Origin of the sequence: Amphritea sp. 1_MG-2023, assembly GCF_030547545.1 — a bacterium.
Taxonomy (GTDB): domain Bacteria; phylum Pseudomonadota; class Gammaproteobacteria; order Pseudomonadales; family Balneatricaceae; genus Amphritea.
In genome coordinates, this window is sequence record NZ_JAUOQE010000015.1 from 34,842 (window position 1) to 60,640 (window position 25,799).

Consider the following 25,799-nt stretch of genomic DNA (forward strand, 5'->3'; position numbering starts at 1 on the left):
CCATTGACGAGCCTAGTATCAGTTCACATGCTGCCACATCAGTTAAATCCAGTTATCGAACCGCAATTCGAAGCGGTAAACGAATATATTATCAATCACTTACACTCGGGTGTACCGCTGGTTGAAAAAATCGGACATTACATTGTTGAAAGCGGTGGCAAGCGGATAAGACCGCTATTAGTGCTATTGGCAGCCAATGCCGTTAACTATAAAGGCAAGCAACATGTTTCTCTGGCCGCGGTCATTGAATTTATTCATACCGCGACGCTACTGCATGACGATGTTGTGGATAACTCAGAATTACGCCGCGGCAATGATACCGCTAACGCCAAGTGGGGCAATGCGCCTAGCGTACTCGTAGGTGACTTTCTTTACTCCCGCTCGTTCCAGATCATGGTAGAGATTGGCAAGATGGATATCATGGCCGTTATCTCTAACGCCACCACCATTATTGCCGAAGGCGAGGTCATGCAGCTCCTCAATGCCCGCAACCCAGATACCACCGAAGCATCCTATATGCAGGTTATTCTAGGCAAAACCGCGATGCTATTTGAGGCTGCCACTGAAGTGGGTGCAATTTTGGCCGATGCCAGCAAAGCTGAGCAAGAAGCCTTACGCCTCTACGGCCGACATATCGGCATCGCCTTCCAAATCATCGATGATGTTATGGATTATCTGAGCAGCGCCGAAGAGATGGGTAAGAATGTCGGCGACGATCTTGCCGAAGGCAAAGCCACTCTCCCGCTCATCCATGCTATGCAGCATGGTAGCGAAGAACAACGCACGCTGATCCGTCAAGCGATCCGTAAAGGCGGGCTTGACGATTTACAACCGATTATGGATATCGTCCAGTCTACAGGCTCTATCGAATACGCCCGTTCTATCGCCTATGCCGAAGCGGATAAAGCGATCGAAGCGCTCGATGCTCTGCCTGAAAGCTCATTCAAACAAACCATGATCCAATTAGCCGACCTCGCCGTTAAGCGCAGCAGCTAAAGTTTTATGCGTGGCTCACGGCAGAAAATCTGCCTGCCGTGAGCCATCAAAGCGCATCGATGCTCGAGCCACGGTCACTTAATTTTGCACCACTACGCAATCGCCATTCGATCTCGCAAGAGATACACCACTTCTGAGCGCTCCGCATCCCGCCTCTCTAAAGAGACGGAGTGACACCGCTGAATCTCAAATCGCTCACCGTAAAGCTCATGCACTTCCGCTTCTGATACTGCAAACGGCGGCCCCTCGCACCCCTCAAATTCAAGCGTGATAAGCAGTATTCCCACACCCGCAGGTAATTGTTTGCTGAGCTTTCGCGCATAACGCCGGCGCATCGCTTCAGGGAAGGCAATCAAAGCGGCGCGATCATAAACCCAGGCGATCGAATTAAATTCATCAACCGGTAGGGCAAAAAAATCACCACAGAGCGTTCGCAGCCCCTCCACTTCGCGACAGGCAAACGCGCCCTGATACAGCGTGATCGGCACGCTATCGTTACTCGACTGCGCCTGCCAAAAAGCCTCACACGCCTGCGCATTTAACTCAACTCCGGTCACTTCATGCCCCTGCTCTCGCAACCAGATCATATCGAGACTCTTTCCACATAACGGCACCAGCACCCGCCCTTCACCGGCAGACTGCAACGCTACCCAATAACGTTTTAACAACGCATTCACTTGTGACTGATGAAAACCGATACGCCCTGTTTCCCACCGCTTATGCCAAAATTCACTGTGCATACTGCAATAAACTCCCTTAAAAACGACCAAATCTATTCGAATCTCTCCTTTTTAATGATACAGGCCGTGATCCCAGACCGCTAAACCGGTATAATCCCTCCGATATTTTGGCTATAAAAAGTGGATATACAGCTCAAATGACAAATCCTTCCTCATTCAACAGAGAAGAACTCCTTCAGTGTGGTAACGGCGAAATGTTCGGCGAGGGCAATGCCCGTCTACCTGTCGGCAATATGCTTATGATGGATCGCATCACTATGATCACCGGCGAAGGCGGAAAATATGGCAAAGGCTATATCGAAGCAGAGCTGGATATCCATCCTGATCTTTGGTTTTTCGACTGCCATTTCCCCACCGATCCCGTTATGCCAGGCTGCTTAGGCCTTGATGCCATGTGGCAGATCGTTGGTTTCTTCCTCGGCTGGCGTGGCAATAAGGGTCGTGGACGCGCCTTGGGTTGCGGTGAAGTCAAGTTCACCGGCCAAATTCTGCCAACCGCTAAGAAAGTGACCTACCGTATTGATCTATCACGGGTTATAGAGCGCAAATTAGTCATGGGCATTGCTGACGGTAGCGTATCCGTCGATGGCCGCGAGATCTATACAGCAAAAGATCTGCGGGTAGGCCTGTTCGTGTCTACCGATAGCTTCTGAGTCAACGAAGCATTCAGCGGACATTGCGCCGCGGTAGATCTATACTTACAACGTTTTACTGAATAAAAGAGGCATCCTATGAGACGTGTCGTTGTTACCGGAATGGGTATCGTATCTTGTCTGGGTACTGATAAAGAAGCCGTCTTGGACTCACTGAAAGAAGGCCGTTCCGGCATTAAATTTCAGGAAGAGTACAAAGAGCTTGGGTTCCGTAGCCAGGTAGCTGGCAGTATCGATCTAGATTATACCGATCTGATCGACCGTAAACTGGTTCGTTTCATGGGTGATGCTGCCGCGTACGCCTACCTATCAATGGATCAAGCCATTAAAGATGCTAATCTCAGCGAAGATCAAGTATCCAATGTGCGCACCGGACTGATCGCCGGTTCTGGCGGGGCATCATCTGCCGATATCGTCGAAGCCGCCGATATTCTGCGCAGCAAAGGTGTGCGTCGCGTCGGCCCATACCGAGTTACTCGCACTATGGGGTCAACCGTATCCGCTTGCTTGGCTACGCCCTTTAAGATCAAAGGGATTAACTATTCCATCACTTCTGCCTGCGCCACTAGCGCCCACTGTATCGGCAACGCGATGGAACAGATTCAGCTAAACAAACAAGATATCGTCTTTGCTGGCGGCGGTGAAGAACTGCACTGGTCACTCAGCATGATGTTTGATGCGATGGGTGCCCTGTCTAGCAAATATAACGAGACCCCAGAAAAAGCGTCTCGCGCCTACGATGCCAACCGTGACGGTTTCGTCATCGCTGGCGGTGGCGGTATGCTGGTATTAGAAGAACTAGAACACGCGAAAGCCCGTGGCGCTAAAATTTACGGCGAACTGGTTGGCTACGGCGCTACTTCTGATGGTTACGACATGGTTGCACCTTCCGGCGAAGGGGCCGTGCGTTGCATGAAACAAGCGATGGGCACCGTTGATGGCAACATCGACTACATTAACTCCCACGGCACATCAACGCCGGCTGGCGATATTCAAGAACTGAAGGCGATGAAAGAAACCTTCGGCTCTGAGATGCCGCCGGTTAGCTCGACTAAGTCTCTCACAGGTCACTCTCTGGGTGCTACTGGTGTTCAAGAAGCGATCTATAGCTTACTGATGATGGAAAACAACTTCATCTGCGCATCGGCTAATATCGATGACCTAGATCCTGCGGCTGAAGGCCTACCTGTTGTCACTGAACGTAAAGACAATGTTGATCTGCAACGTGTTATGTCTAACAGCTTTGGCTTCGGCGGCACCAATTCGACACTGGTGTTCCAAAAATTCACTGACTAAGCCAGCGCCTTAAAAACAAGACAATAAAAAAACCCGCCATTTACATGAGCGGGTTTTTTATTATTTAGTTAAGCGTGCCGGCGTTAATCATCAATCAGATGCATCGCATGCATCTGTGCTTCTAGCCAGCCAATCGACTCACTGTGAATCTCATCGATGCTCCGCTCCACCGAGGCAACCGCCGTCCCGATTCGCACCGTCACCGTACCGGGGTATTTAACGTAGCTCTTACCCGGCCAGAATAAACCCGCATCATGCGCCAACGGTACAACCGGCACTTGCGCACTCGCGGCCAGCATCGCGCCGCCCTTATTAAACTTACCCAGCTTACCCGTTGCAACGCGCGTGCCCTGCGGGAAGATCACCACATTAATTCCGTCTTCTAGGCGCGCTTTACCTTGCGTTAGCAGTTGCTTTAACGCGCCTCGGCGCTTACTTCGATCCAACGCGATTGGCTTCAGCATCGCCAACGCCCAACCGAAGAACGGTATTTTTAATAACTCCTGTTTTAACACCGTGCTCTGCGGACGAATCAAGGTTTGCAAGAACAGTGTTTCCCACTCACTCGAATGATTAGCCACCACCACGTATGCCTGCCCTTGTGGTAAGTTTTCGCGACCTTCAATACGATATTTAACGCCGCAACACAGATACAGCCAAGCCATACTGAAATAGTTCATCAAGGTAAACAGCTTAAACCGAGGGCGAAAGGGCAATGCCCAGCCCACCAGCAAACAAAACGCAGCAAACAGTATTGTTACCGGATAAAAACCGATATAAAACAGCGTTGCTCGCAGATACAAAAACAGAGTAGGTTGCCTGATCATCGCCTAGTCACTATCCTTTCCGGTATGAGAATCAATTAATCGCGGCCTTAAGGGGTCACTTTCCAGTGTCCCGTTTTACCACCTTTCTTTTCTAACAATTGGATCTCAGAGATAATCATCCCTTTATCAACCGCTTTGCACATATCATAAATCGTCAACGCCGCCACGGAAGCGGCCGTCAGCGCCTCCATCTCAACACCGGTCTGACCCGCCAACTTACAGGTCGCTAAAATCAATACCGAATCAGAATCAGCTTGCGGCAGCAGTTCAAGCGAAACTTTACTCAACATCAATGGGTGACACAATGGAATCAGATCCGCACATCGCTTAGCCGCCTGAATGCCAGCGATCCTCGCGACGGTTAATACATCGCCCTTTTTATGCTCTCCTGCCGTGATCATGCGCAACGTTTCTGGCTGCATGCTCACCACCGCCTGTGCCGTCGCTTCTCTATGGGTGACGGCCTTAGCCGACACATCAACCATATTCGCGTTACCCTGCTCATCCAGATGCGTTAGCCGGCTCATACCGCCTCCTGATAGCGCTGCTTATTCAAAACGGGATTGGCGTACATCTGCTTCAAGATATCTGCCGTCGAAGCCGATAAGCCCTCAAAGCGCGCCGCAAATTCGGCCTTTTGCGTGGCATCGATGTCATCCGACTCAATTCCCGCGGCCAATAAATTAGAGGGATGCAGGTGATAGTTTGCCATAATCTGTCGATCGATTTCCGCAGCCAGTTCTTCAGGCGTATCCATCGGGGCAATCACTTGACCAAAGGCCACATGTACGTGACCCTTGTTACCGTTAATGCCGGCAACAATGCTCTCGATATCTTCAAACTGAGACTTCTCGTAGGCGCCTCCCTGCTGCTTAGAATCAAGCTCCAGCGCTTTAGCCCGATCGCAGGGATCATACTCATAGGAGATCGATACCGGCACGATTTTTACTCGCGCGATAAATTCAGCAAAGCTACGCTGTTTACGATGCGCCATGTAGAACATTTTTAAAATAGCCGGATCGGTAAAATCATTACCATCTTTGGCTCGCCCTTCCCGCTGTGCAATCCAAATACTCGCTTCATCCTGAACTAACGAATGATCGATGTAAGCGGATAACTGACTCAAAGCGGTAAGCACTTCTCGCCCTTTGGCTGAGCGATTGACAATAAAGCTTTTATTCAAGCGCATTAAATCAGAGACATAGGGCTTACGTAAAAGATTATCGCCAATGGCGATACGCAGTGTATCGAAGCCATGCTGATACAGCGCCCAGTTAATAAAGGCAGGATCCATAGCGATATCGCGATGATTAGAGACAAACAAATAGGCCTCATCGGTTGATAGTGCATCGATACCACTACAGGAGAGACGGCTTGTGGTACGCCCAATCATCTTCGTCATATAACCGGCAATCAGCGTCTGAAACCCTTGAATGGTTTCGATATCGCCGGTTTTTTGTGCCAGAAAGATACGCACAGCAGGCTTCAACAACCAACCGAACAACGATGCCAGCTGTGGAAACTGATAACGGGTTAACACCGAGATAAGCTCTTCATCATGTATCAGCCGGTTCAGAACATCACTGACCTCACGGTCATGATAGGGTCGAATGTTCTGAAATGGATCATTGCTAGGGCTGACTGGCATTCTGCCTCCTGGGCATTGAAAATATCGAGGCGGGTATTTTACAGGGAGATAGGAATAATTTCAGCGAACAATAACGATTCTTTAGCTTAAATCCCCGATATTAGCCGCCAGTCATATTCATGAAGCGGACAATCTGTGGCTGCTGATCATCCAAATCGAAATGATGTTGCTCGGGTTTCAGGTCCATCGCAGATATCAGTTGCTGTTTTAGCCGTTCAATATTGCCGGGATGCTCTCGCAGCACCTGACGCAGATCCATCGAATGTTCGTTGCCTAAGCAGAGCAGTAAACGTCCCTCCACTGTCATCCGCACTCGATTGCATTCACTGCAAAAGTTATGACTATGGGGTGAGATAAAGCCCACTCGACTATCACTATCAGCCATCCGGTAATAACGCGATGGACCACCGGTTTTCTCAGTACAATCGAGTAACGGATAGCTAGGTTTGATCAAGGCTAATAGTTCATCACTAGAGCAGTAAGCTTCTGCACGATCGTGTTCGGTAATCGCGCCCAGCGGCATCTCTTCAATAAAGGTAATATCGACGCCTTTATCTCGAGCAAAACGAATTAGATCTAATACCTCATCATCATTGCGGCCCTTCAGCACCACCGCATTCAGCTTAATCCGCTGAAAGCCTGCGGCAATTGCCGCATCAATGCCCGCCAATACCTGATGCAAACGCCCGGTACGGGTCAGCCGTTTAAACTTATCCTCTTGCAAACTATCTAGACTAATATTCAGACGATCCACGCCTAAGCGTTTCAGGTCGGTGGCCATGCCCGCTAACTGAGAGCCATTCGTGGTAATCAATAGCTCGACGGGGAGCTGCCCTAACTGCTCAATCAACTTAAGAATGCCACGCCGCACCAGCGGCTCACCGCCAGTGAGACGAATTTTATTCACGCCTAACTCAACGAAAGCTCGCGCAACCAGATAGAGCTCTTCCAGCGATAGGACTTCACTGCGAGGCAGAAACTCCATCTCTTCAGCCATGCAGTAGACGCAGCGAAAATCACAACGATCAGTCACCGATAGACGAATATAATCCACCTGTCGACCAAAGCGATCAACCAGTCTATTCACCGTATTTTTATGCTTCTGAATCATTTTCGGGCTAGTATCTCAAAGTTTTTTCGGCAAAAATATACCCGACCAATTTTATCGGTTATACCCTCTATTCTAAACGAGTCTCTAACGAATGTATTTAGCACTGAAACATACGCACATCACCTTTGCCGTCTTGAGTATCTTACTTTTCAGCCTGCGCGGCTTTTGGATGCTGACGACGCCGGAAAAACTACAACGCCGCTGGGTCAAAATTGTACCGCATATTATCGATACTCTGTTGCTACTAAGCGCCATTGCATTGACCGTTAGCATCAATCAATATCCCTTTACACATGACTGGCTTACGGCCAAACTGCTCGGACTGATCGCTTATATTGTGTTAGGCACTATTGCCCTAAAGAGAGGGAAAACTCGCAACATCAGGCTCTTAGCACTGCTGATGGCACTGACATGTGTGGCATATATCGTCTGGGTGGCATTCAAGCACTCGGCCTTACCTTGGCTCTAATCTCATGTTCAAGAGGGAGGGTGTTAACCTCCCTTGGTGAAACTAAGCCGAAATATGACTAATCTCTTCGTTTTGATACTGTTCGCGAATCATCGCCACTAGCTGACTTCGCCAAGGGCGCTGTCGAATCCCAAAATGATTCAATAGTTTACTACACACCAACACAGAAGAGGCCGGACGCTCAGCATCGCTACCCATATCTGATGAACTAATCGGAATCAGCTTATCGACCTTAAGCTTCTCATATTGCCCTGCGGCGGCTAAAACCGCCTCAGTAAAGCCATAACGGGTGGTTACCTCGGCACAGCAATAGTGATAAGTGCCCCAGTTTTCTGCGCCATTATGTAACTGCTTCAAAATCGCGATAATGACTCGAGCAATATCGTTGGCGGAGGTGGGGCAGCCGCGCCGATCATCCGCGGCGGATATTTCCTCTTCTTGTCTAGCTTGTAGCAGTGCACGGCGCATAAAATTATCACCGATGGTACTGAACACCCAACTCACCCGAAGAATCACATGCTGTGGCAATGCCGTCCGTAACAACTCTTCACCCTGCCACTTACTCTCGCCATAGAGTCCAAGCGGGTGCGCTTGATCATCTTCGGTGTAGCCGCTGGCATAGTGACCATCAAAAACATAATCAGATGATAGATGAATCAGCGGGATCGACAAATCACCACAGGCTAACGCCAAATTTTCCACCGCATCACGATTTAACGCAAAACAACGTTCCGCAGAGGCTTCTGCTCGGTCAACCGCATTAAAACCGGTGGTATTAATGACATAATCGGGCTGATGTTCATCTAGCTGTTTTTGCACCTGCGCACGATGACTGATATCCAGCTTGGCATCCGTAAAGGCAACCACGGAGAAAAAAGGGTCTGCCTGTGCTGCCTGATTTAAAAAATAGCCAATCTGGCCATCCACCCCAGTAATCAATATTTTTGCCGGCGTGGTCAGAAAATCCTGTGTCATTAAGCTCTTGACCCCAACTGTAAAGTTTCAGTGAAACGATATCATAACTGTATATCGACCGTATAAAAAAGATCACCCTCGCGTCATGTTACTTCAATTATGAGACAGCATAGCGTCATCTGAGGCGTTTTTAACACCGCCCTACCCTTCATTCACCTCAATCACAGCCAGGAATACAGTCAATACGCAATAAAATAGCCGCCGCTCGCCTGACGGATGTTTTTTTTACGCTATAATTCGCCATCACTTTGTTACCTGAGACCCTGTCATGCCGTTAGACATCAATTCACACACCGGCGAAAAGCCCGCAGGCCGCATTCGTCAGCAAAACGAGCAACGGATTCTAGCGGCAGCAGAGCATGAGTTTGCCGCCTGTGGATATAAAGGGGCCAGTATTAGAGAGATCGCTGTACGAGCCAACTTGCCGAAAGCCAATATCCATTACTATTTTAAAAATAAACTGGGGCTTTATTTTGCCGTCCTCAGCGATATTATTGATCTATGGGATGGCACACTCAGCCACCTGAAGCCCGAAGATGACGCAATCGAAAGCCTCACCTATTATCTGCGAAAAAAGATCGAGTTTTCTAGGGATCACCCATTAGCTTCGCGCATCTTTGCGAGTGAGATTATTAGCGGTGGCGCTAATTTAAACGACTATTTTAGTGAAGGGTATGAAGCTTGGTTTCGATCTCGCACGGCGGTTTTCGAGCAATGGCAACAACAGGGTAAGCTCGATAAAGAGATTGCCCCAAGTCATCTTATTTTTCTTCTCTGGTCGAGTACACAGCACTATGCTGACTTTGCCCTGCAAGTATCTTCCGCACTAGGCAAACAACAACTCGATAACCGTGACTACGAGCAGGCGATCAGCACCCTCACACACATTATTCTGAAAGGCTGCGGCATCACCGCCGCCAACTAAAATCGCCAAGCCTAGATTGCTTACAAACCAATGGCTCAGTTAAAATCACTAACGCATCATGAGAGTGCGCGCTAATTTCAACGGCGAGTTAATCTGGTGCGATCATCGCTTGACGCATTATCATCGCTCCCTGTTCTACTCTTCTATCGGCTAATACTGCCCATGAGGATGCGCCACTAACTACGTCAAGCTGAATAATCTAATATTTTTTGACCGATTGGCCAGCTTTTTGCTTTTGTTTCAGTCATAGGCGACTCGAGCATCCCGTTTGAGTATAGTTTTCTTTTAGCTCTCTATAGAGGCGAGGTAGCCAGCGTGCAGCACACACTCCCTCCGCGACTAACGTTACGCGGCATCAGTAAACAATATCCCGGCTGCCTAGCCAATGATGATATCCATCTAGATATCGCTGCCGCCGAGATTCATGCGCTGCTAGGTGAGAATGGTGCGGGTAAAAGCACCCTGATGAAAGTTATTTACGGCTTAGTTAAACCCGATCAAGGCGAGATTCTCTGGGATGGTTTACCGATTGAGGTCAAAGACCCAGCGCATGCGCGTCAGCTAGGAATCGGTATGGTCTTTCAACACTTTTCCCTGTTTGAAACCCTAACCGTTACCGAAAACATCGCTCTAGCACTCGGCAATGAAGCCGGTGAACTAAATGCCTTGGCTGAAAAGATTCGCGCGGTGTCAGAAAAATACGGTATGGCGATCAACCCTGACCGCGAGATACACACGCTCTCCGTGGGTGAGCGTCAACGAGTTGAAATCGTCCGCTGCCTAGTGCAAGACATTCAATTACTCATCCTTGATGAACCGACATCGGTGTTGACACCACAAGAGGTCGATACCCTCTTCATTACTCTACGACAACTCGCCAATGAAGGCTGTTCAATTCTTTTTATCAGCCATAAACTCAACGAAGTCAAAGCCCTGTGCCATAAAGCGACCGTGTTACGGGCCGGCCAAGTCTCGGGGGAATGCATACCCGCCGATGAGGATACCACCAGTATGGCTAGGCTGATGGTGGGTGATGACACGCCTATCAGCACCACCTACCCGAAAAGACAGGGTAGCACGCCCTTACTCAAGATCATCGATCTCAACCGTGCTAGCCCCGACCCTTTCGGGGTTGACCTCAAGCATATCAACCTAACGGTTAATGCCGGTGAAATTGTCGGCATTGCCGGTGTCGCGGGCAATGGTCAAGAGGAGTTACTCGCCAGCCTGAGTGGAGAACTTCCGTGTCAGGATGAGCGTACGATTACCTTTGCTCAAACACCGATGGGTACTCAGCCGCCCGATCAGCGCCGCCAATGGGGTCTCGCCTTTGTGCCAGAAGAGCGTCTAGGACGTGGTGCGGTTCCGGAAATGAGCCTGACTGAAAACGCGCTGCTCACAGGGTTTCTCACCGGTATGGTTAGCAAAGGCATGGTGGCATGGCAAAAAGCAGAAACGTTTGCCGATAACATTATCGCGCAATATAAGGTCAAAACAGCGGGACGTCAGGCGCAAGCCGACAGTTTATCCGGCGGCAATCTACAAAAATTCATTATCGGACGGGAGATCATGCAAAACCCTCGCATTCTGATCGCCGCCCATCCAACATGGGGCGTTGATATCGGTGCCGCCACGGCGATTCATAAAGCACTGATTCAATTGCGCGATCAAGGCGCGGCCATTCTGGTGGTGTCTGAGGATATCGATGAGCTGTTCCTCATTTCGGATCGTATCGGTGCCATCTGTGATGGCGCACTGTCCCCCATAAAACCAACGCCTGAATCCTCCATCGAGCAGTTAGGCAGAATGATGGCAGGCGACTTTAGCCCATCCAACAGCAACGAGAGGGTCAACTCATGATTAAACTGGAACCGCGCGGTGAACGCTCCAGCACAATGGCTTATCTATCACCGGTATTAGCCGCGCTGCTAACCATGTTAACCGGTTTGATCCTCTTCACGCTGCTGGGCGTTGATCCTGTCGAAGCGCTGATCACCATTCTCTACGTACCCATCTCAGACACCCATGGTCTGGCTGAACTGTGCGTTAAAACCGCCCCTATTCTGCTCTGTGCGATAGGCCTGTCGGTGGTCTTCAAAGCGAAAATATGGAATATCGGCGCCGAAGGTCAGCTATTAATGGGTGGCTTATTCGGGAGCTATATGGCGTTACAGTTCATTGAGGTCGAGGCGTTCTGGGTATTGCCTCTAGTGCTCATCGCGGGCGTCCTTGGCGGGATGTGCTGGTCGGGAATTGCCGCGCTGTTGAAAGTTCGTTTCAACACCAATGAAATACTCACCACCATCATGATGAACTATATCGCCTTAAATATTCTCCTATGGGCCGTGCATGGGCCGCTCAAAGACCCTGATGGCTATAACTTCCCCGAATCAGCCCTGTTTGGTGATGCCGCATTACTGCCCATATTAATTGACAATACGCGGGTACATTTTGGTATGGCGCTCGCCTTATTCGCCGTTGTGGCGGTGTGGGTATTAATGAGTCGCAGTTTTTATGGCTTTCAAATTAAAGTCATGGGCATGGATACGGGTGCCGCCCGTCTATCAGGCTTCAAAGAGAAGCGTCTCACCTATTTTGCGCTATTACTCAGTGGTGGCTTAGCAGGTCTCGCTGGCGTGGGCGAAGTCGCCGGCCCGATAGGTCAGTTAATTCCACAAATCTCACCCGGTTACGGTTACGCCGCGATTATTGTGGCTTTTCTAGGTCGCCTTCATCCGCTGGGGATTTTACTGGCGAGCTTATTAATGGCGCTGCTATATATGGGCGGTGAAATGGCGCAAATTAGCCTAGGCTTACCGCTGGCCCTCACCGGTCTGTTTCAAGGCATGTTGCTATTCTACTTATTGGCCTGTGATGTGCTGATCTCTTTCCGTATCCGCCTGAAGCCCAAGAAAATAACCACATCGCCTCGCTTATCAACATTAGCGTCTGAGACTCAAGGATAAGACCATGGATATCGATCTAATTACCAACATACTCTACGCCATGATCCGCACGGGTACGCCGCTATTGATTGTCGCCTTGGGTGAACTGGTATGCGAAAAAAGCGGCGTGCTCAACTTAGGACAAGAAGGCATGATGTTGATGGGCGCTGTGATCGGCTTTATTGTCGCCTTAACCACCGGCAGCCTGTTACTGGGGTTCCTACTGGCGATGCTAGCCGGCGTGTTGATGTCACTCATCTTCGGCTTAATCACCATGGAACTGAGTGCCAATCAGGTTGCTTCTGGGCTAGCACTGACCATATTCGGTACCGGCCTATCCGCCTTTATTGGCAGTGATTTTGTGGGTAAACCGATTACCGGACTCGATCCTGTGTTTATTGCAGGCCTCACCGATCTACCCATTGTTGGGCGGATGCTGTTTGGTCAGGACCTTGTCGTCTACCTCTCCTTCCTCTTGTTTGGGGCGGTCTATTGGTTTATTAACACGTCTCGCCCGGGGCTAATACTTAAAGCCGTCGGCGAAAACCCTCATGCCGCCAATGCGATTGGTTTACCGGTCATGAAAACCCGCTATCTGGCGATTATTTTTGGCGGCGCTATGGCGGGATTAGCCGGCGGCTATCTATCCTTGGCCTATACTCCGCTGTGGGCTGAAAATATGTCCGCTGGACGCGGCTGGATTGCGTTAGCCCTGGTTGTCTTTGCGAGCTGGAAAGTAGGCCGCGTACTGCTGGGTGCCTGGTTGTTTGGCTTAGCCAGTATTCTACACTTAGTCTTTCAAGGGCTTGGCTTTGCCGTATCGCCTAATCTACTGGCCATATTGCCGTATTTAGCCACCGTTGTGGTGCTCGTCATACTCTCAAGCAATCAAACTCGAAGCCGATTGGTGGCGCCCATGTCGCTAGGAAAACCCTTTTACGCCAAAGGCTAGAACAGAGCAACGCCCTGTTTTATGAAAACCGCTACAATAGTTTAAGCGTTACGCACTATTTAGGAGCAACTAAACGTAATGACAGCCGTTCGGAATGGCTTACTAATGATCTACTATCAACCCGATGATACGGAATTCACCACGTTAACGGCGATAATATTGAGTTGGTCGGATTTTTGCTTATATAACCATAGCTGACCCACCGGTCAACTTTTTAGCCTGTCGCTAATCAATGTCTCAACAGGAGAAGGACGCATGAAACGTCGTCAATTTAATAAACTGGTTGCCGGGCTTACCGCCGGTGTATGCATGACCGCCTTATCGCTTTCTGTGCAAGCCGCTGATCCGCTCAAAGTCGGCTTTGTTTATGTCGGCCCGATTGGTGATCACGGTTGGTCTTATCAGCATGATCAAGGGCGCTTATCTGTGGAAGCCGAATTTGGAGACAAGGTTAAAACCACCTACGTTGAAAACGTGGCCGAAGGTGCTGATGCTCAGCGAGTCATTTATAACCTCGCCAAAACAGGACACGAACTCATCTTCACGACCTCGTTTGGCTTCATGAACCCCACTCTGAAGGTCGCTAAACAGTTTCCTAATGTGGTATTTGAACACGCAACCGGCTACAAAATGGCGAAAAATGTCGGCACCTATATCTCCACCACGTTCGAAGGTCGTTACGTAGCCGGCTATGTCGCTTCACAAGTCACCAAAAGTAACAAAATAGGCTATATCGCCTCATTCCCTATCCCTGAAGTCATTCGTGATATCAATGCGGTGCAGTTGTCTCTCAATAAATATAATCCAGACGCCGAATTAAAAATCATCTGGGTGAATAGCTGGTTTGATCCAGGTAAAGAAGCCGATGCCGCCAATGCGATGATGGATCAGGGTGTCGATGTTATTCTCCAACACACCGATAGCCCCGCCGCGATGCAAGCAGCAGAACGCCGTGGCGCCTATGCCGTTGGTCAGGCATCGGATATGTCATCATTCGGCCCTAAGGCGCACCTGCTATCGGTTGTTGATGAGTGGGGCCCTCACTATATCAATACCGTTAATGCGGTCATGAACGATACTTGGAAACCCAAAGCGAATGTCGAAGGGATGAAAGAGGGGGCTATCGTGATTCCAAGCTTCAATGAAAGCATCCCTGGCGATGTAATCGCTCACGCAGAAGAATTAATTGCGGGCATTAAAGATGGCAGTGTTTACCCCTTTGCCGGTCCGATTAAAAACAAAGCCGGTCAGTTAATGGTGCCGGAAGGTGCGCGTATGACTTACGCAGAGCTGGAAAAAATGAACTGGTATGTCGAAGGCATTGAGTCTGATATTCCGCAGTAAACCCGCTACCCTATGACCACTATCACCGATGGTGGTCAGTCTCCTTTCACTAATGACCGATACTGCTATGAACATTCCTCTGATCAATATTTCGAGCTTCTATTCCGACGATAAAGCGGAACAACTGAAGGTCGCTCATGCAATCGATACCGCCTGCCGAGAAAGTGGCTTTTTCTATATTCAGGGACACCCCATTAGTCAGGCCCGTATCGATGAGATGCGCGCCCTGTCGGCCGCTTTTTTTGCCCTTCCTGAAGCCGAAAAATTAACCATTGATATCACTCGCTCAAGCAATCATCGTGGTTATGGCCGCATGAAGGCAGAACAACTCGATCCGCATCACCCGAGTGATATCAAAGAAACCTTCGATATGGCGTTAAACCTTCCCGCCGATCACCCCCTGATTGGCTCAGAGCGGCCACTTTACGGACCGAATCAATATCCTCTCACGCCGCCGGATTTCCAGCAAAAAATGGAACGTCATTATTGGGATATGCTAGCCTTAGGCAAAACCATCCTCAGCGCACTGGCGATGGCTTTAGGCATCGATAAAGCCTTCTTTGAGGATAAGTTTGAACATCCATTGAGTGTCTTGCGCTTTATTCACTATCCCGAAGTATCCACGGATGGCGCACCGCATATCGGCGCAGGAGCGCATACCGATTATGGCTGCATTACGATTCTCTGGCAGGATGAAACCGGTGGTTTGCAAGTACAAGACAGCAACGGTAACTGGATTGATGCACCGCCCATCGATGGTGCTTTTGTTATTAATATCGGCAATATGATGGCGCGTTGGAGCAACGATCGTTATAAATCGACGCCGCACCGCGTATTTAGCCCGAGTGGCCGCGAACGCTACTCCATGCCTTTTTTTGTCGAACCCGACTTTGACACCGACGTTAGCTGTTTAGAAAACTGCAGTTTACCAGGGACTCCCCCTAAATATGAACCCATTTCAGCTGGTGAGTGGATGATTTACTGCTTCAATAACACCTACGCCTATCGCGGCGAAGAAAAGGCTTAAAGCGGTGTTGTATGCCGCCCGTCAAGCTCGCAGACTCACCGCTTAATTTACTTCATTAACGTCCCTTAGCGGCGGATAGAAACGGCGGATAGAAACGGCGGTTTAGCAAACCAAACCGCCGCCATGAGCGCCAAGAAGATCCATCCCAGCAAGGCAAAATAATCAACCGTCGAGATCATATACGCCTGCGACTCGAGTAACTCTTCAAGACGTCCGTAATGCTGCAATGTCGGCCCACCTAGTTGATCCAGATAGTGTTGCGTTGCAGCACTGTATGGAGTGATATGCTCAGTCAGCCGTGCATGCTCCACCGCGGCCTGACGATGCCACCACCAAGTGGTCAACGATGAAGCAAAGCTACCGCCAAGCACACGTAAAAATGTCGCCAAGCCGGAACCATCAGCAATCTCTCGAGGCGATAAGCTCGACAGTAAGATAGTCGTCGCAGGCATAAAGAACAGCGCCACACCTAACCCCATGGCTAACTGAATCATCGCGATATGATAATAATCCACCCCTAAGGTGAACTCGGCCCGGCCAAAACTGGATAGCGCCATGGCGAGAAACGCAAGGCTGGTGAGTAATCGCATATCCACTTTATAGCCAAACCGCCCTACGATGGGCGAGAGTATCACCGGCACGATACCGATCGGCGCTGCGGCCAACCCCGCCCAAACCGCGGTATAACCCATACGTGTTTGTAGCCACACCGGTAACAGCAAGTTGAGCCCAAAAAAGGCGGAATAGCCCAGCACCAACACAATCGTGCCAAAGGTAAAGTTACGATGCTTGAACAGCCTCAAGTTAATCACGGGGTGTTCCTCGGTCATCTCCCAGATTAGCATCGCCATTAACGCAATGACCGCGATCGCCGCACTGTAGATAATAAATTCTGATTCAAACCAGTCGAGATCATTACCCTTATCGAGCACCACCTGCAGTAGACCCACACCTAACACCAGCAGGGCAAGCCCAACATAATCGATCGGCTTCTGTTCAGTCTCTTCCGGCCGATTGCGTAACTGCGACCAAACCACCAGCGCCGCAAATAGACCGATAGGCAAATTGATAAAGAAGATCCACGGCCAAGAATAATTATCGGTTAACCAGCCTCCAGAAATAGGCCCCAGAATCGGAGCCACCACCGCAACCATGGCTAACAGCGACAATGCCATACCGCGCCGTGCCGCAGGATAGATGGCAATCAGTAACGTCTGCGCGATGGGATAAAGTGGCCCGGCAACAAACCCCTGTAGCGCACGAAAGAACACTAACTCCGGCAGAGACGTGGCGATACCACACAAAAAAGAGGTGAACATAAAGAGACAAACCGAACCAATGAACAAACGCACTTCGCCAACACGACGTGCCATCCAACCGGTTAACGGCAATGCAATCGCATTACAGACGGCAAACGAGGTAATCACCCAAGTGCCCTGCTCACTGCTGGCCCCGAGATTCCCTGTGATCGATGTCAGTGCAACATTGGCAATCGTAGTATCTAACACCTGCATAAAGGTCGCCAACGCTAAACCAATCGTAGCGAGTACCAAATTGGCTGGCACAAATCTGATCGCACTCATTGGATCTGCGATACCGCGCTACTATGTTCTATCGATGCCGTACTATTCGCCTGAATCAATTGCGTCGCAAGTTGATCGGCTTCTTGTAGCAGGTTGTCATAGATATCGGTCGTGTAGCGCGCAGTAGGGTCTGCCCGACGCGCCAACACATCTCCATCCTGCTGATGCAGATCGACTTCAACCCTGGTCGACATGCCTAAACGTAATGGGTGCGTCTGCAACGCCTCTGGCTGTAAACCGATTCGTACCGGTACCCGCTGAACAATTTTAATCCAGTTACCGCTGGCATTCTGTGCCGGCAGCAACGCAAAAGCACCGCCCGTGCCCACGCCTAAACTTTCAATGTGTCCTTGATAATGCACATCACTGCCATACAGATCAGCCGTAATATCCACCGCCTGACCAATCTGCATCTGCCGCATTTGCGTCTCTTTAAAGTTCGCTTCAATCCATACTTGATGCAATGGTATCACCGCCATCAATGCCTGCCCTGCCGCCACTCGCGCCCCCGGCTGAACACGCCGTTGTGCCACATAACCGCTCACCGGCGCCAACAGATGGGTACGCGCATGATTAATATAGGCTTGATGCAATTTCGCGCGGGCCGCTTGTACTTGTGGATGCGTCTCGAGGCTAGTCCCCTCCACCAGCGCTTGCGACCTCGACAGCTGCTGACGCGCAATAATGAGTGCATTCTCCGTTTGACCCAATGCATCCCGAGAATGAGACATTGCTTCTTGCGACAACACGCCCGCCGCTGCCAGCTTATCCCGACGATTAAAATCACTATAAGCCTGCTGCCGTTCGAGTTGACGGGTGGCTAATTGAGCGCGGTGGTTAGCCACGCTGGAAAACAAGCCTCGCACTTCTCGTACCGTCGCCGCCAGATCGGCCTGCGCTGCAGCAAGCGCAATAGCCGTATCACTCGGATCCAACTCAACTAACACCTGCCCCTGTTCAACATAATCGCCGTCATCCGCATTAATACGAATCACTGTGCCGTTAATACCCGAGCCAATCTGCACCCGATTACCATCGACATAGGCATCCTCCGTCGCTTCGTAAAAACGACCATAAAGGTGTTCATAGGCAAACACCGAGACACCGATAATAAGCACAATAAAAAATAAGCCGCTCAGTAAGATCAGGCGACTACGTTTAGCTGAAGCTGGCCGACTTTCGACCGGAGCATTACTGTCATTCATGACTGACTTCCGCACTCTTCTTGATTCAGGTTTGTCTGCTGCTTAGGCTCGTCTAATAGGCCCGTCGGCACCAACATTTTACGGACTAGCCGATCTAGCTCATTTAATTCATCGTGACTGAGTTCAGCGGTCAGCTCATTCAGTAAATCTGCGGCGAGACCCTGTACCTGATCGCTCAATGCAAGCCCTTCTGCTGTCGGTTTTAGGCGCACCTGCCGACGATCATGGGGACAGCGCTCACGGACCAAAATATTGCGCTGCTCGAGCCGATCTAGCATTCGCGTCATCGCACCACTATCAATCGACAGTAATCGAGTTAATTCTGAGGGGGTCTCGATACCCTCGACCATAATCAATCGCATCACCCGAAACTGAGGCCCAGTGATATTGAACGGCTTAAGGTATTTCTCCAATAATCTGTCTTTGTGCTGATTCAAGAGAAAAATAAGATGCGCAATGCTCAGCCGTGTAGGCACATTGTCTTCGTTAAAATGGATCATGAGATATGCTCTGATAAACGTCATTTAACTGCCTAGGCAGCTAAAAGAAAATAAAATACTGCCATGGCAGCTAAATTTTGTCAAAAATGCTTTAACGGATACGAACAATTGAACTGATAACCATCGGTCATGATATAACAACGTATACCGGAACTTATACCGACGATTGTTTGTCTACTGGCGGTACTGGAGAAATGATAATGATAGCCAAGCTAAAATCCTTTCTGGCAGCCTTTTTACCCGAAACGGATGCCGATGAAAATCCACAAGCCCTGCTTTCACTGGCCTCGGCGGCCTTGATGGTTGAAGTGCTAATCTCTGATTATGAACGCAAACCCGAAGAAAACGATACCCTGATAGATGTATTAAAAAATACCTTTTCACTCAATCAAGCCACCGCGCAAGCACTACTCACTCAGGCCGAAAAAGCGCAGCATGATGCCACCGATTACTTTCGTTTCACTTCACAGATCAATGAGCTGTGTAAGCCTGACGAAAAAGTAACGCTCATCGAGAACCTCTGGCGGGTCGCTTATGCCGACGGTGAACTACATCATTACGAAGAGCACGTGATTCGCCGCATAGCCGACCTTATTCATGTATCACACCGAGATTTTATTAATGCCAAACTCAGGGTATCCGAAACATAATTGACACCGTGCAAAGGATTAACACCGATATCGGTCAGGCATCACATAAACCAAGAGGCGTCGCTCGAATCCTAACTCCCTAACGCAAACAGGGTTTCTCAGACACTTGGATTAATCTATCACTCAGACTGCGGAGGCATAATACCCTGGGCAATCTGACGTATATGATCTCTGGATATTTTCAGCTCTTCTTTAAGATGGGCATTCGCCCTCATAATGACACGAAACGGGCTGGCTGGTTTGGTAATAAAATCGACTGCACCGACATCAAAAGCCCGTGCTTCGAACATAATATCTGTAAAAGCGGTCAGAAAAATGATGGGGATATGCGCCGTATCGGATGCTCTACGTAATTGCTGACAAACATCAAACCCACTACCGTCAGGTAACTCGATATCCAGCAAGATAAGGTCTGGCAACTGAGCCTGAGCCAGCGCTAAGGCCTTCTCTGCCGTAATCGCAATAGACAGTTCCGCACTCGCATCTAACAAAGCGCAAAGCAATTCAATCGTTGAGGGTTCATCATCAACAATGAGTATCCGTGGCTTTTTATTTAACATCGTCTCTCCTGAAAAACTGACGCATCAACAGTGATCGCGATAATATTTTAACAACTTCGTTTTCGGAAATGCTTTGGCATAGTAAAACCCTTGTCCCAAGGTGCAGCCATGCTCTCTCAAAAATTGTAGCTGAGACTCCTGTTCAATGCCTTCACAAACGATATCAAGACTCAGGCTTTGTAACAGTGAAATCATCCCTTCTAATAAACTCACACTTTTAGGATTTTGGATATCTCTTATGAAGTTTCGATCGATTTTGATCGCTGAGAAGTTAAACTTCTTTAACGCCAGAATGGAGGCGTACCCAGTACCAAAATCATCCAATACAATGTCGAGACCCAGCCCGATCAGCTTTTCGATATTAAGAGCCACCTGCTCATCATCTTCAAACAACACCACCTCGGTGATCTCGACTTTAACCAGTGACCGTCCAGTGGGATGATTGGTGGTCAATAATTCTAGATGATCAATTAGCTTAACGGAACGTAACTGATCGGCCGATAGATTAAGCGTAATATACGTCTCATACCCTCGAGCCACCAAGATATCCGCCATCGCAAACACTAACGACGCGATATGCATCCCCAGCTGAAGCATCAACGCATCACCCTGAATATGCGGCAAAAAATAGCCCGGCAGACGAATATCATCATCAGACAATACCAACCGCGCTAATGCTTCAAAGCCAACCACTCGACCCGTCTCTATATTATGAATCGGCTGATAGAATGCTTTTATAGCACCGCTAGCTAATGCTTGCGTTATCTCATCGCGAATTTCAGGGCCCTTATTTTCATGCTTTAACTCGGTATTATCATAAAAATGAAACCGATTACGGCCGTTCTTCTTCGCCACATACATCGCGCTATCGGCGGCTCGCAACAAACCGCTTTCATCCAGCGCATCCTGAGGATACGCAGCTATACCAATACTCACGGAACTCTGATACAGCAAATCGCCGAGTTGAAACGGCGCATTGATCGCTGCCAAAATTTTCTCAGCAATACCGGCTAAAAAACGTTCTTCCATTTCGCCTTCAAGCATGATGATAAACTCATCCCCCCCTAAGCGAGCCACAAAATCACTCGAGCGGATACAATTCAGTAAACGCTCACTCAACATTTTCAGCAGCATATCGCCTTTATCATGACCATAGCTGTCATTGAGACGTTTAAAACTATCCAGATCAATAAACATTAAAGATAACTTATCGCCTGTACGCTGCGCCTCAGTAAACGCAGACGTAAAATAACGATTAAATGCCGTCCGATTATGTAACTGCGTCAGCGCATCCGTTTCTGCCCGTTTTTTCAATTCGTCTTCAAGGTCGAGTTGATCCTCAATACTCTCGGCAATATACACCCGCTCAACCCGCTCAAGTTGCTCGACATTGGCGGCCGGTAGGATAACACTAAGGCTAAAAGTCATCGTCCCCTGACTTTGAGTGATGAGCGACACTCGGCCCCGCCAGCGATTCTGTTCCAGCAATTTGATCTCAATTTCATCCCTGACAAGACGCCCCTTATCATCGAACAAATAATCAAAACGACGGCCAACGGCGACTCTGGCTTCATAGCCTAAGAGTTCGGTAAATTTAGGATTTACCGTTTGAATTTTACCGTTCTGATCCGTGATAAAGACCGCTTTATCGACATGATTAAAAACCGTTTTATAAACATTCACCTCTGAGTTCAACAGGAGAAACTGTTCACTGGGGACACATTTCAGGTGATAGAGTTTCTTTCTCCCAAACGATTGCGTCCTGCGAAAAGCAATAAAGCGCGCCTCAAGCGATGTATGTAAAAGGATTTCAAAGCCCTGAATGCTATGTTCATCAGCGATCCAGTCAATAAAGGCGCGAAGATTACTATTAATATACTTGGCGAACGTTTGCCTCGGCTTAAAAGGATCAATACTCTTTAGCGACAATCCCAGAAGAGAGGCAAACTCATAGGTACAAAACACTATGTTTAGCTTTTCATCCAAAATCAGATAGGGTATCGGTAATTGATCTAACAACAGTTCAGACTGTTGCAACTGCGTTAAGAACTGTTCCAACGAGGCGGGGTCATGATCCATCAAGTACGCCTGCGCACTATCATCAACCTGTTTCATGAATCTCTCCCCCAACGGCTGGGTCATTTAAACGGCCTCTGAACGAAAGAAAGTGATCAATAGCTGTTTGACTTGTCCCGTCACCTCATCAATATCAGACACCGTCTGATTAGTATGCAGTGGCAGATAATCATCGGAGTTCAGTATTTTAAAGCGACAGCTAACCGCCTGCACATCACCCACACCACCATGCTTCAAGTGTGCAAACGTTTCCCGCGCTTTGACCTGATCATCAGGGTGGAACAGCGCAAAGAAGGCATCGCCGGTATAAGCAGCTAAATCTTTTAAACGATAGCCTAGAAGATCGCTAAAGGCGGGATTGATGTATTCCACTCGCTCGCTCTCAAGATTAAACAGATAGGTCGCATTCAGACTGCTATTAAGAATATAGTTAACTTTATCCTTATGAATACTGGTCTTGGTTTCATAAACCACCTTCTCGGTGATGTCGGTCATACTCCCCATCACCTTGACCGCTTGCTTCAGATCGTTAAACGAGATCATCGCCTCTAGCGATATAACGATAATTTCTTTCTTATCATTCAGTGCTTTAAATATAAAAGGTTGTTTCTCTTTATTGCGCAACATATCGGTTAGATGATCTTCTAGACGACTGCGTTCATCCGGATGCGCCAAACCAATAAATGCCTCAAAAGAGGGATGGAAAAACTTTTCATCCAAGCCAAAAATACGATAACTACCCCGACTCCAGGTCATCTTGCGATTAACGACATCCCATAACCACGATCCGGTTTGCCCTATACGCTCCGCTTCTTCAAGCAAGCCGTTGGTCTGCTGCAACTCATTACGTAACTGCAACAACTCTTTCTGTTGCAACTCTTTATCATCGTAAGCCGCACGGAGTTCTGAATAAGCCGTCTGTAGCTCTTCGTTGGTGGATTGCAGTTCTTCGTTCGTGGTTTCAAGTTCTTCATTGGAGCTTTGCAACTCTTCATTGGAACTTTGCAACTCTTCATTCATTGATTGCATCTCTTCATTCGATGCTTCGAGCTCTTCAATCACATCCTGTAATTGTTCCTTGGTTTTCGCCAATATACGCTGCTGTTCCTGCACCACATATTTGCTTGATTCTTCACTCGACCCCTCCTGATATTGGCTGACCGGAAGGTCGGTGGTTTTCTCTATCTGACAGAACATAACTGTCAGCTTACTGGATATACTTTTATCAACGGCGCTAATCAGTATTAACTTGACCCAAGCCTCTTCTCCATCTAAAACCAGACGTTGAAAGCCGGTGTCCATGACGGGTTTACCGCACTCGATTCCATGAATAGCGGAGCGCAAATCGATAGACAGCTGAGGATGAATGTTCTTATAGATGCTGTTGGTCGGCAGCCCTTCGGGCCTAACCAGTAAAGGGTTTTTGCCCTCGGTATAGATGATATCGAAGTTATCATTCAGTAAAATCGCATTGGGTAATAGCAGTTGCTGCAACTTCTTAACGATGATTTGCGCAAACGTATCGACCTGCTTTTTACCACTACTCGCAACCGGTGTAGCAGTAATATCCACCTCGACATAATTATCCGCAGTCTGAAGGCGCTTGGTTCTTCGATCAGGGGGTAATTTTTTGCCAACATAGATACTTTCATAGAGCTTGCCAGTTTTCGTCAAGGGTCGATAATGTTCCTGAAACACACCGATCGATTCAGACTGCCCGAGCATCAACAATGCATTATCGTTCAAGGCATAATGGAATGTAGGTAACAGTTGTCGCTGTAGTTCTACCGTAAAGTAGATCATCAAGTTACGGCAAGTAATCAGATCGAGGCGTAAAAATGGCGGATCATTATTGATATCATGTACCGAAAAAATCACTAATGATTTAATCGCTTTACTCACTTCGAACTGATCGCCGTTAACAGACAGATAGCTGCTTTGCATATTTCTGGGTAGGTTCTTTATCGCGACTTCCGGATAAATACCGTTGCGAGCATAATCGATCGCTCTTTTATCAATATCCGTGGCAAAGATTTGAATTTTATAGTCTTTAAGGTTTTTACCCAGTATATCGCTGACCATCATCGCCAGCGTATATGGTTCTTCACCGGTCGAGCAGCCGACAGACCAAATACGCAGCGTTTTATCCTTTTTCTTTCGAATATAGCTGGTCAGCTCTTCACGCAATAAATCGAATGCCCGAATATCACGATAGAATGACGTTACCCCAATCAACATATCATTGAACAGAAACGTCACTTCCTCCGGATGATCATTGAGGTGATCCAAGTACTTCTCTGAGGTGGCGATTTTCAGGGTTGTCATACGCCGCTCGATGCGCCGAATGATCGTGCTATCTTTATACAGTGAGAAATCCACCTTACAGTGGACTTTTAACAGCCGAATAATCTGATTATAAACATCCTGCGGGATCGCCTCATCCTGATTACTCCGTCTAACTCCCGGAAACATCAGGTAATTTATCAGCTCTTCGCCTATCTGAACGGCGGGCACAATCAGATCGACGTTTCCCGTATTAATGGCGGAATTCGGCATACCATCGTACTTCGCATTCGATGGATCTTGAACAATTCCTAAGCCGTTTTCGGCTTTAATGGCACGAATACCCCGCGCACCATCGCTGCCCGTGCCTGATAAGACAATCCCGATCGCATGCTCGCCTTTGCCCAAGGCGATTGATTCAAAGAGCATATCCACAGACGGACGAGGCTTCAGGCGAACATCGGGGTATGAAATCAGTTTAATGGTGTTGTTATCGCCCAACTCAATATTATAGTTAGGGGGACAGACGTAGATGCTATTAGGTTTGAGTGTGATGCCATCTTTTGCCGAGCTCACAGGCAGGGTGGAATCTTTCTCGAGCAGATCCACCATCATACTTTCATAAGATGGCGAAAGATGCTGAGCAATAATAAAACTCATATTGGTATCAACGGGCAGGTGCGTCACCATCGCCTGCAATGCTTCTAACCCCCCGGCACTCGCACCGACACCCACAACAATTAATTCAGATGATGCCTCTAACGGCATTTGCTGGGATTTTTGCTCAGATGATTCTTTCATTTTACGGTCCATCTCTTCACTATGCTTACATCGAGGATTAACCCATCATCTGATTGGATCCTTTACAAGCGGAGTTTAATACTGACATATCATCGACAATGATACCATTAAACAGGAAAACCCCCTCAAAAATGGATGAGATTCATCATTAACCGCTTCTCTCATGATATAAACAGCCCAATCTCACTTTAATTTTTGGCTTCGATATAAAAATATAACTCATTTATTATCTT

At 48.5% G+C, this 25,799-nt stretch carries 23 protein-coding genes; 11 read left to right on the top strand and 12 right to left on the bottom strand.

Going from position 1 to position 25,799, the window contains the following annotated elements; translation table 11 throughout:
* The first annotated feature begins 27 nt into the window (after positions 1-27).
* The gene (gene ispB / locus Q4488_RS09660) at positions 28-996 is read left to right on the top strand and encodes an octaprenyl diphosphate synthase (RefSeq protein WP_303580271.1); all 969 of its coding nucleotides are present in this window, start codon (positions 28-30) and stop codon (positions 994-996) included.
* Between the two features lie 92 nt (positions 997-1,088).
* On the opposite strand, the gene Q4488_RS09665 is transcribed toward ispB, so the two are convergent.
* Positions 1,089-1,736, bottom strand: a complete 648-nt coding sequence (locus tag Q4488_RS09665) for a thiopurine S-methyltransferase (protein WP_303580272.1) — start codon at positions 1,734-1,736, stop codon at positions 1,089-1,091.
* 137 nt (positions 1,737-1,873) lie between these two features.
* Here Q4488_RS09665 and fabA point away from each other — a divergent pair, with 137 nt between their 5' ends.
* On the top strand, positions 1,874-2,389 hold the full coding sequence (fabA, locus tag Q4488_RS09670) for a 3-hydroxyacyl-[acyl-carrier-protein] dehydratase FabA (protein WP_303580273.1): 516 nt from the start codon (positions 1,874-1,876) through the stop codon (positions 2,387-2,389).
* Positions 2,390-2,467: 78 nt separating this feature from the next.
* Complete coding sequence (gene fabB, locus Q4488_RS09675; RefSeq protein WP_303580274.1) at positions 2,468-3,685, top strand: beta-ketoacyl-ACP synthase I; 1,218 nt, start codon at positions 2,468-2,470, stop codon at positions 3,683-3,685.
* Positions 3,686-3,768: 83 nt separating this feature from the next.
* On the opposite strand, the gene Q4488_RS09680 is transcribed toward fabB, so the two are convergent.
* The 4 genes from Q4488_RS09680 to moaA form a co-directional block, all read right to left on the bottom strand.
* On the bottom strand, positions 3,769-4,512 hold the full coding sequence (locus Q4488_RS09680; protein WP_303580275.1) for a 1-acyl-sn-glycerol-3-phosphate acyltransferase: 744 nt from the start codon (positions 4,510-4,512) through the stop codon (positions 3,769-3,771).
* 47 nt (positions 4,513-4,559) lie between these two features.
* Positions 4,560-5,039 (bottom strand): cyclic pyranopterin monophosphate synthase MoaC, encoded by a 480-nt coding sequence (gene moaC, locus Q4488_RS09685; protein WP_303580276.1) that lies wholly within the window; start codon positions 5,037-5,039, stop codon positions 4,560-4,562.
* On the bottom strand, positions 5,036-6,160 hold the full coding sequence (locus Q4488_RS09690) for a 1-acyl-sn-glycerol-3-phosphate acyltransferase (RefSeq protein ID WP_303580277.1): 1,125 nt from the start codon (positions 6,158-6,160) through the stop codon (positions 5,036-5,038). The genes moaC and Q4488_RS09690 overlap by 4 nt, the downstream gene beginning before the upstream one ends.
* Positions 6,161-6,260: 100 nt before the next feature.
* Complete coding sequence (gene moaA / locus Q4488_RS09695; RefSeq protein ID WP_303580278.1) at positions 6,261-7,271, bottom strand: GTP 3',8-cyclase MoaA; 1,011 nt, start codon at positions 7,269-7,271, stop codon at positions 6,261-6,263.
* A gap of 91 nt (positions 7,272-7,362) precedes the next feature.
* Here moaA and Q4488_RS09700 point away from each other — a divergent pair, with 91 nt between their 5' ends.
* Positions 7,363-7,740 (top strand): SirB2 family protein, encoded by a 378-nt coding sequence (locus Q4488_RS09700; protein WP_303580279.1) that lies wholly within the window; start codon positions 7,363-7,365, stop codon positions 7,738-7,740.
* 42 nt (positions 7,741-7,782) lie between these two features.
* Here the strand turns inward: Q4488_RS09700 and rfbD are convergent, their stop codons facing one another.
* The gene (rfbD, locus tag Q4488_RS09705) at positions 7,783-8,715 is read right to left on the bottom strand and encodes a dTDP-4-dehydrorhamnose reductase (protein ID WP_303580280.1); all 933 of its coding nucleotides are present in this window, start codon (positions 8,713-8,715) and stop codon (positions 7,783-7,785) included.
* Positions 8,716-8,983: 268 nt separating this feature from the next.
* Between rfbD and Q4488_RS09710 the strand changes: the two genes are divergently transcribed.
* The 6 genes from Q4488_RS09710 to Q4488_RS09735 all read left to right on the top strand — a co-directional run bounded on the left by Q4488_RS09710 (position 8,984) and on the right by Q4488_RS09735 (position 15,908).
* On the top strand, positions 8,984-9,640 hold the full coding sequence (locus Q4488_RS09710; protein WP_303580281.1) for a TetR/AcrR family transcriptional regulator: 657 nt from the start codon (positions 8,984-8,986) through the stop codon (positions 9,638-9,640).
* A gap of 315 nt (positions 9,641-9,955) precedes the next feature.
* Positions 9,956-11,500, top strand: a complete 1,545-nt coding sequence (locus tag Q4488_RS09715) for an ABC transporter ATP-binding protein (RefSeq protein WP_303580282.1) — start codon at positions 9,956-9,958, stop codon at positions 11,498-11,500.
* Positions 11,497-12,606, top strand: coding sequence for an ABC transporter permease (locus Q4488_RS09720; protein WP_303580283.1), 1,110 nt, complete (start codon positions 11,497-11,499; stop codon positions 12,604-12,606). The genes Q4488_RS09715 and Q4488_RS09720 overlap by 4 nt, the downstream gene beginning before the upstream one ends.
* A gap of 4 nt (positions 12,607-12,610) precedes the next feature.
* Complete coding sequence (locus Q4488_RS09725) at positions 12,611-13,537, top strand: ABC transporter permease (RefSeq protein WP_303580284.1); 927 nt, start codon at positions 12,611-12,613, stop codon at positions 13,535-13,537.
* Between the two features lie 255 nt (positions 13,538-13,792).
* On the top strand, positions 13,793-14,881 hold the full coding sequence (locus Q4488_RS09730) for a BMP family ABC transporter substrate-binding protein (protein ID WP_303580285.1): 1,089 nt from the start codon (positions 13,793-13,795) through the stop codon (positions 14,879-14,881).
* 67 nt (positions 14,882-14,948) lie between these two features.
* Positions 14,949-15,908 carry an isopenicillin N synthase family oxygenase gene (locus Q4488_RS09735; protein WP_303580286.1) on the top strand — a complete coding sequence of 320 codons (960 nt, stop codon included), beginning with the start codon at positions 14,949-14,951 and terminating at the stop codon, positions 15,906-15,908.
* 65 nt (positions 15,909-15,973) lie between these two features.
* On the opposite strand, the gene Q4488_RS09740 is transcribed toward Q4488_RS09735, so the two are convergent.
* Genes Q4488_RS09740 through Q4488_RS09750 form a run of 3 tightly spaced genes read right to left on the bottom strand, consistent with a single transcriptional unit; the run spans position 15,974 to position 19,196 of the window.
* The gene (locus Q4488_RS09740) at positions 15,974-17,491 is read right to left on the bottom strand and encodes a DHA2 family efflux MFS transporter permease subunit (RefSeq protein ID WP_303580287.1); all 1,518 of its coding nucleotides are present in this window, start codon (positions 17,489-17,491) and stop codon (positions 15,974-15,976) included.
* Entirely contained in the window at positions 17,488-18,696 is a 1,209-nt protein-coding gene (locus tag Q4488_RS09745; protein ID WP_303580288.1) for an HlyD family efflux transporter periplasmic adaptor subunit, read from the bottom strand. Before Q4488_RS09745 ends, Q4488_RS09740 begins: the two co-directional genes overlap by 4 nt.
* Positions 18,693-19,196 carry a MarR family winged helix-turn-helix transcriptional regulator gene (locus Q4488_RS09750; protein WP_303580289.1) on the bottom strand — a complete coding sequence of 168 codons (504 nt, stop codon included), beginning with the start codon at positions 19,194-19,196 and terminating at the stop codon, positions 18,693-18,695. Before Q4488_RS09750 ends, Q4488_RS09745 begins: the two co-directional genes overlap by 4 nt.
* Before the next feature lie 200 nt (positions 19,197-19,396).
* Between Q4488_RS09750 and Q4488_RS09755 the strand changes: the two genes are divergently transcribed.
* On the top strand, positions 19,397-19,846 hold the full coding sequence (locus tag Q4488_RS09755; protein ID WP_303580290.1) for a TerB family tellurite resistance protein: 450 nt from the start codon (positions 19,397-19,399) through the stop codon (positions 19,844-19,846).
* A 119-nt stretch (positions 19,847-19,965) separates the two neighbouring features.
* On the opposite strand, the gene Q4488_RS09760 is transcribed toward Q4488_RS09755, so the two are convergent.
* The 3 genes from Q4488_RS09760 to Q4488_RS09770 are packed head-to-tail and all read right to left on the bottom strand — an operon-like array spanning position 19,966 to position 25,566.
* Positions 19,966-20,406 (bottom strand): two-component system response regulator, encoded by a 441-nt coding sequence (locus tag Q4488_RS09760; RefSeq protein WP_303580291.1) that lies wholly within the window; start codon positions 20,404-20,406, stop codon positions 19,966-19,968.
* 24 nt (positions 20,407-20,430) lie between these two features.
* The gene (locus tag Q4488_RS09765; protein ID WP_303580292.1) at positions 20,431-22,521 is read right to left on the bottom strand and encodes a bifunctional diguanylate cyclase/phosphodiesterase; all 2,091 of its coding nucleotides are present in this window, start codon (positions 22,519-22,521) and stop codon (positions 20,431-20,433) included.
* Between the two features lie 27 nt (positions 22,522-22,548).
* On the bottom strand, positions 22,549-25,566 hold the full coding sequence (locus tag Q4488_RS09770) for a chemotaxis protein CheB (protein WP_303580293.1): 3,018 nt from the start codon (positions 25,564-25,566) through the stop codon (positions 22,549-22,551).
* Between the last annotated feature and the right edge of the window lie 233 nt (positions 25,567-25,799).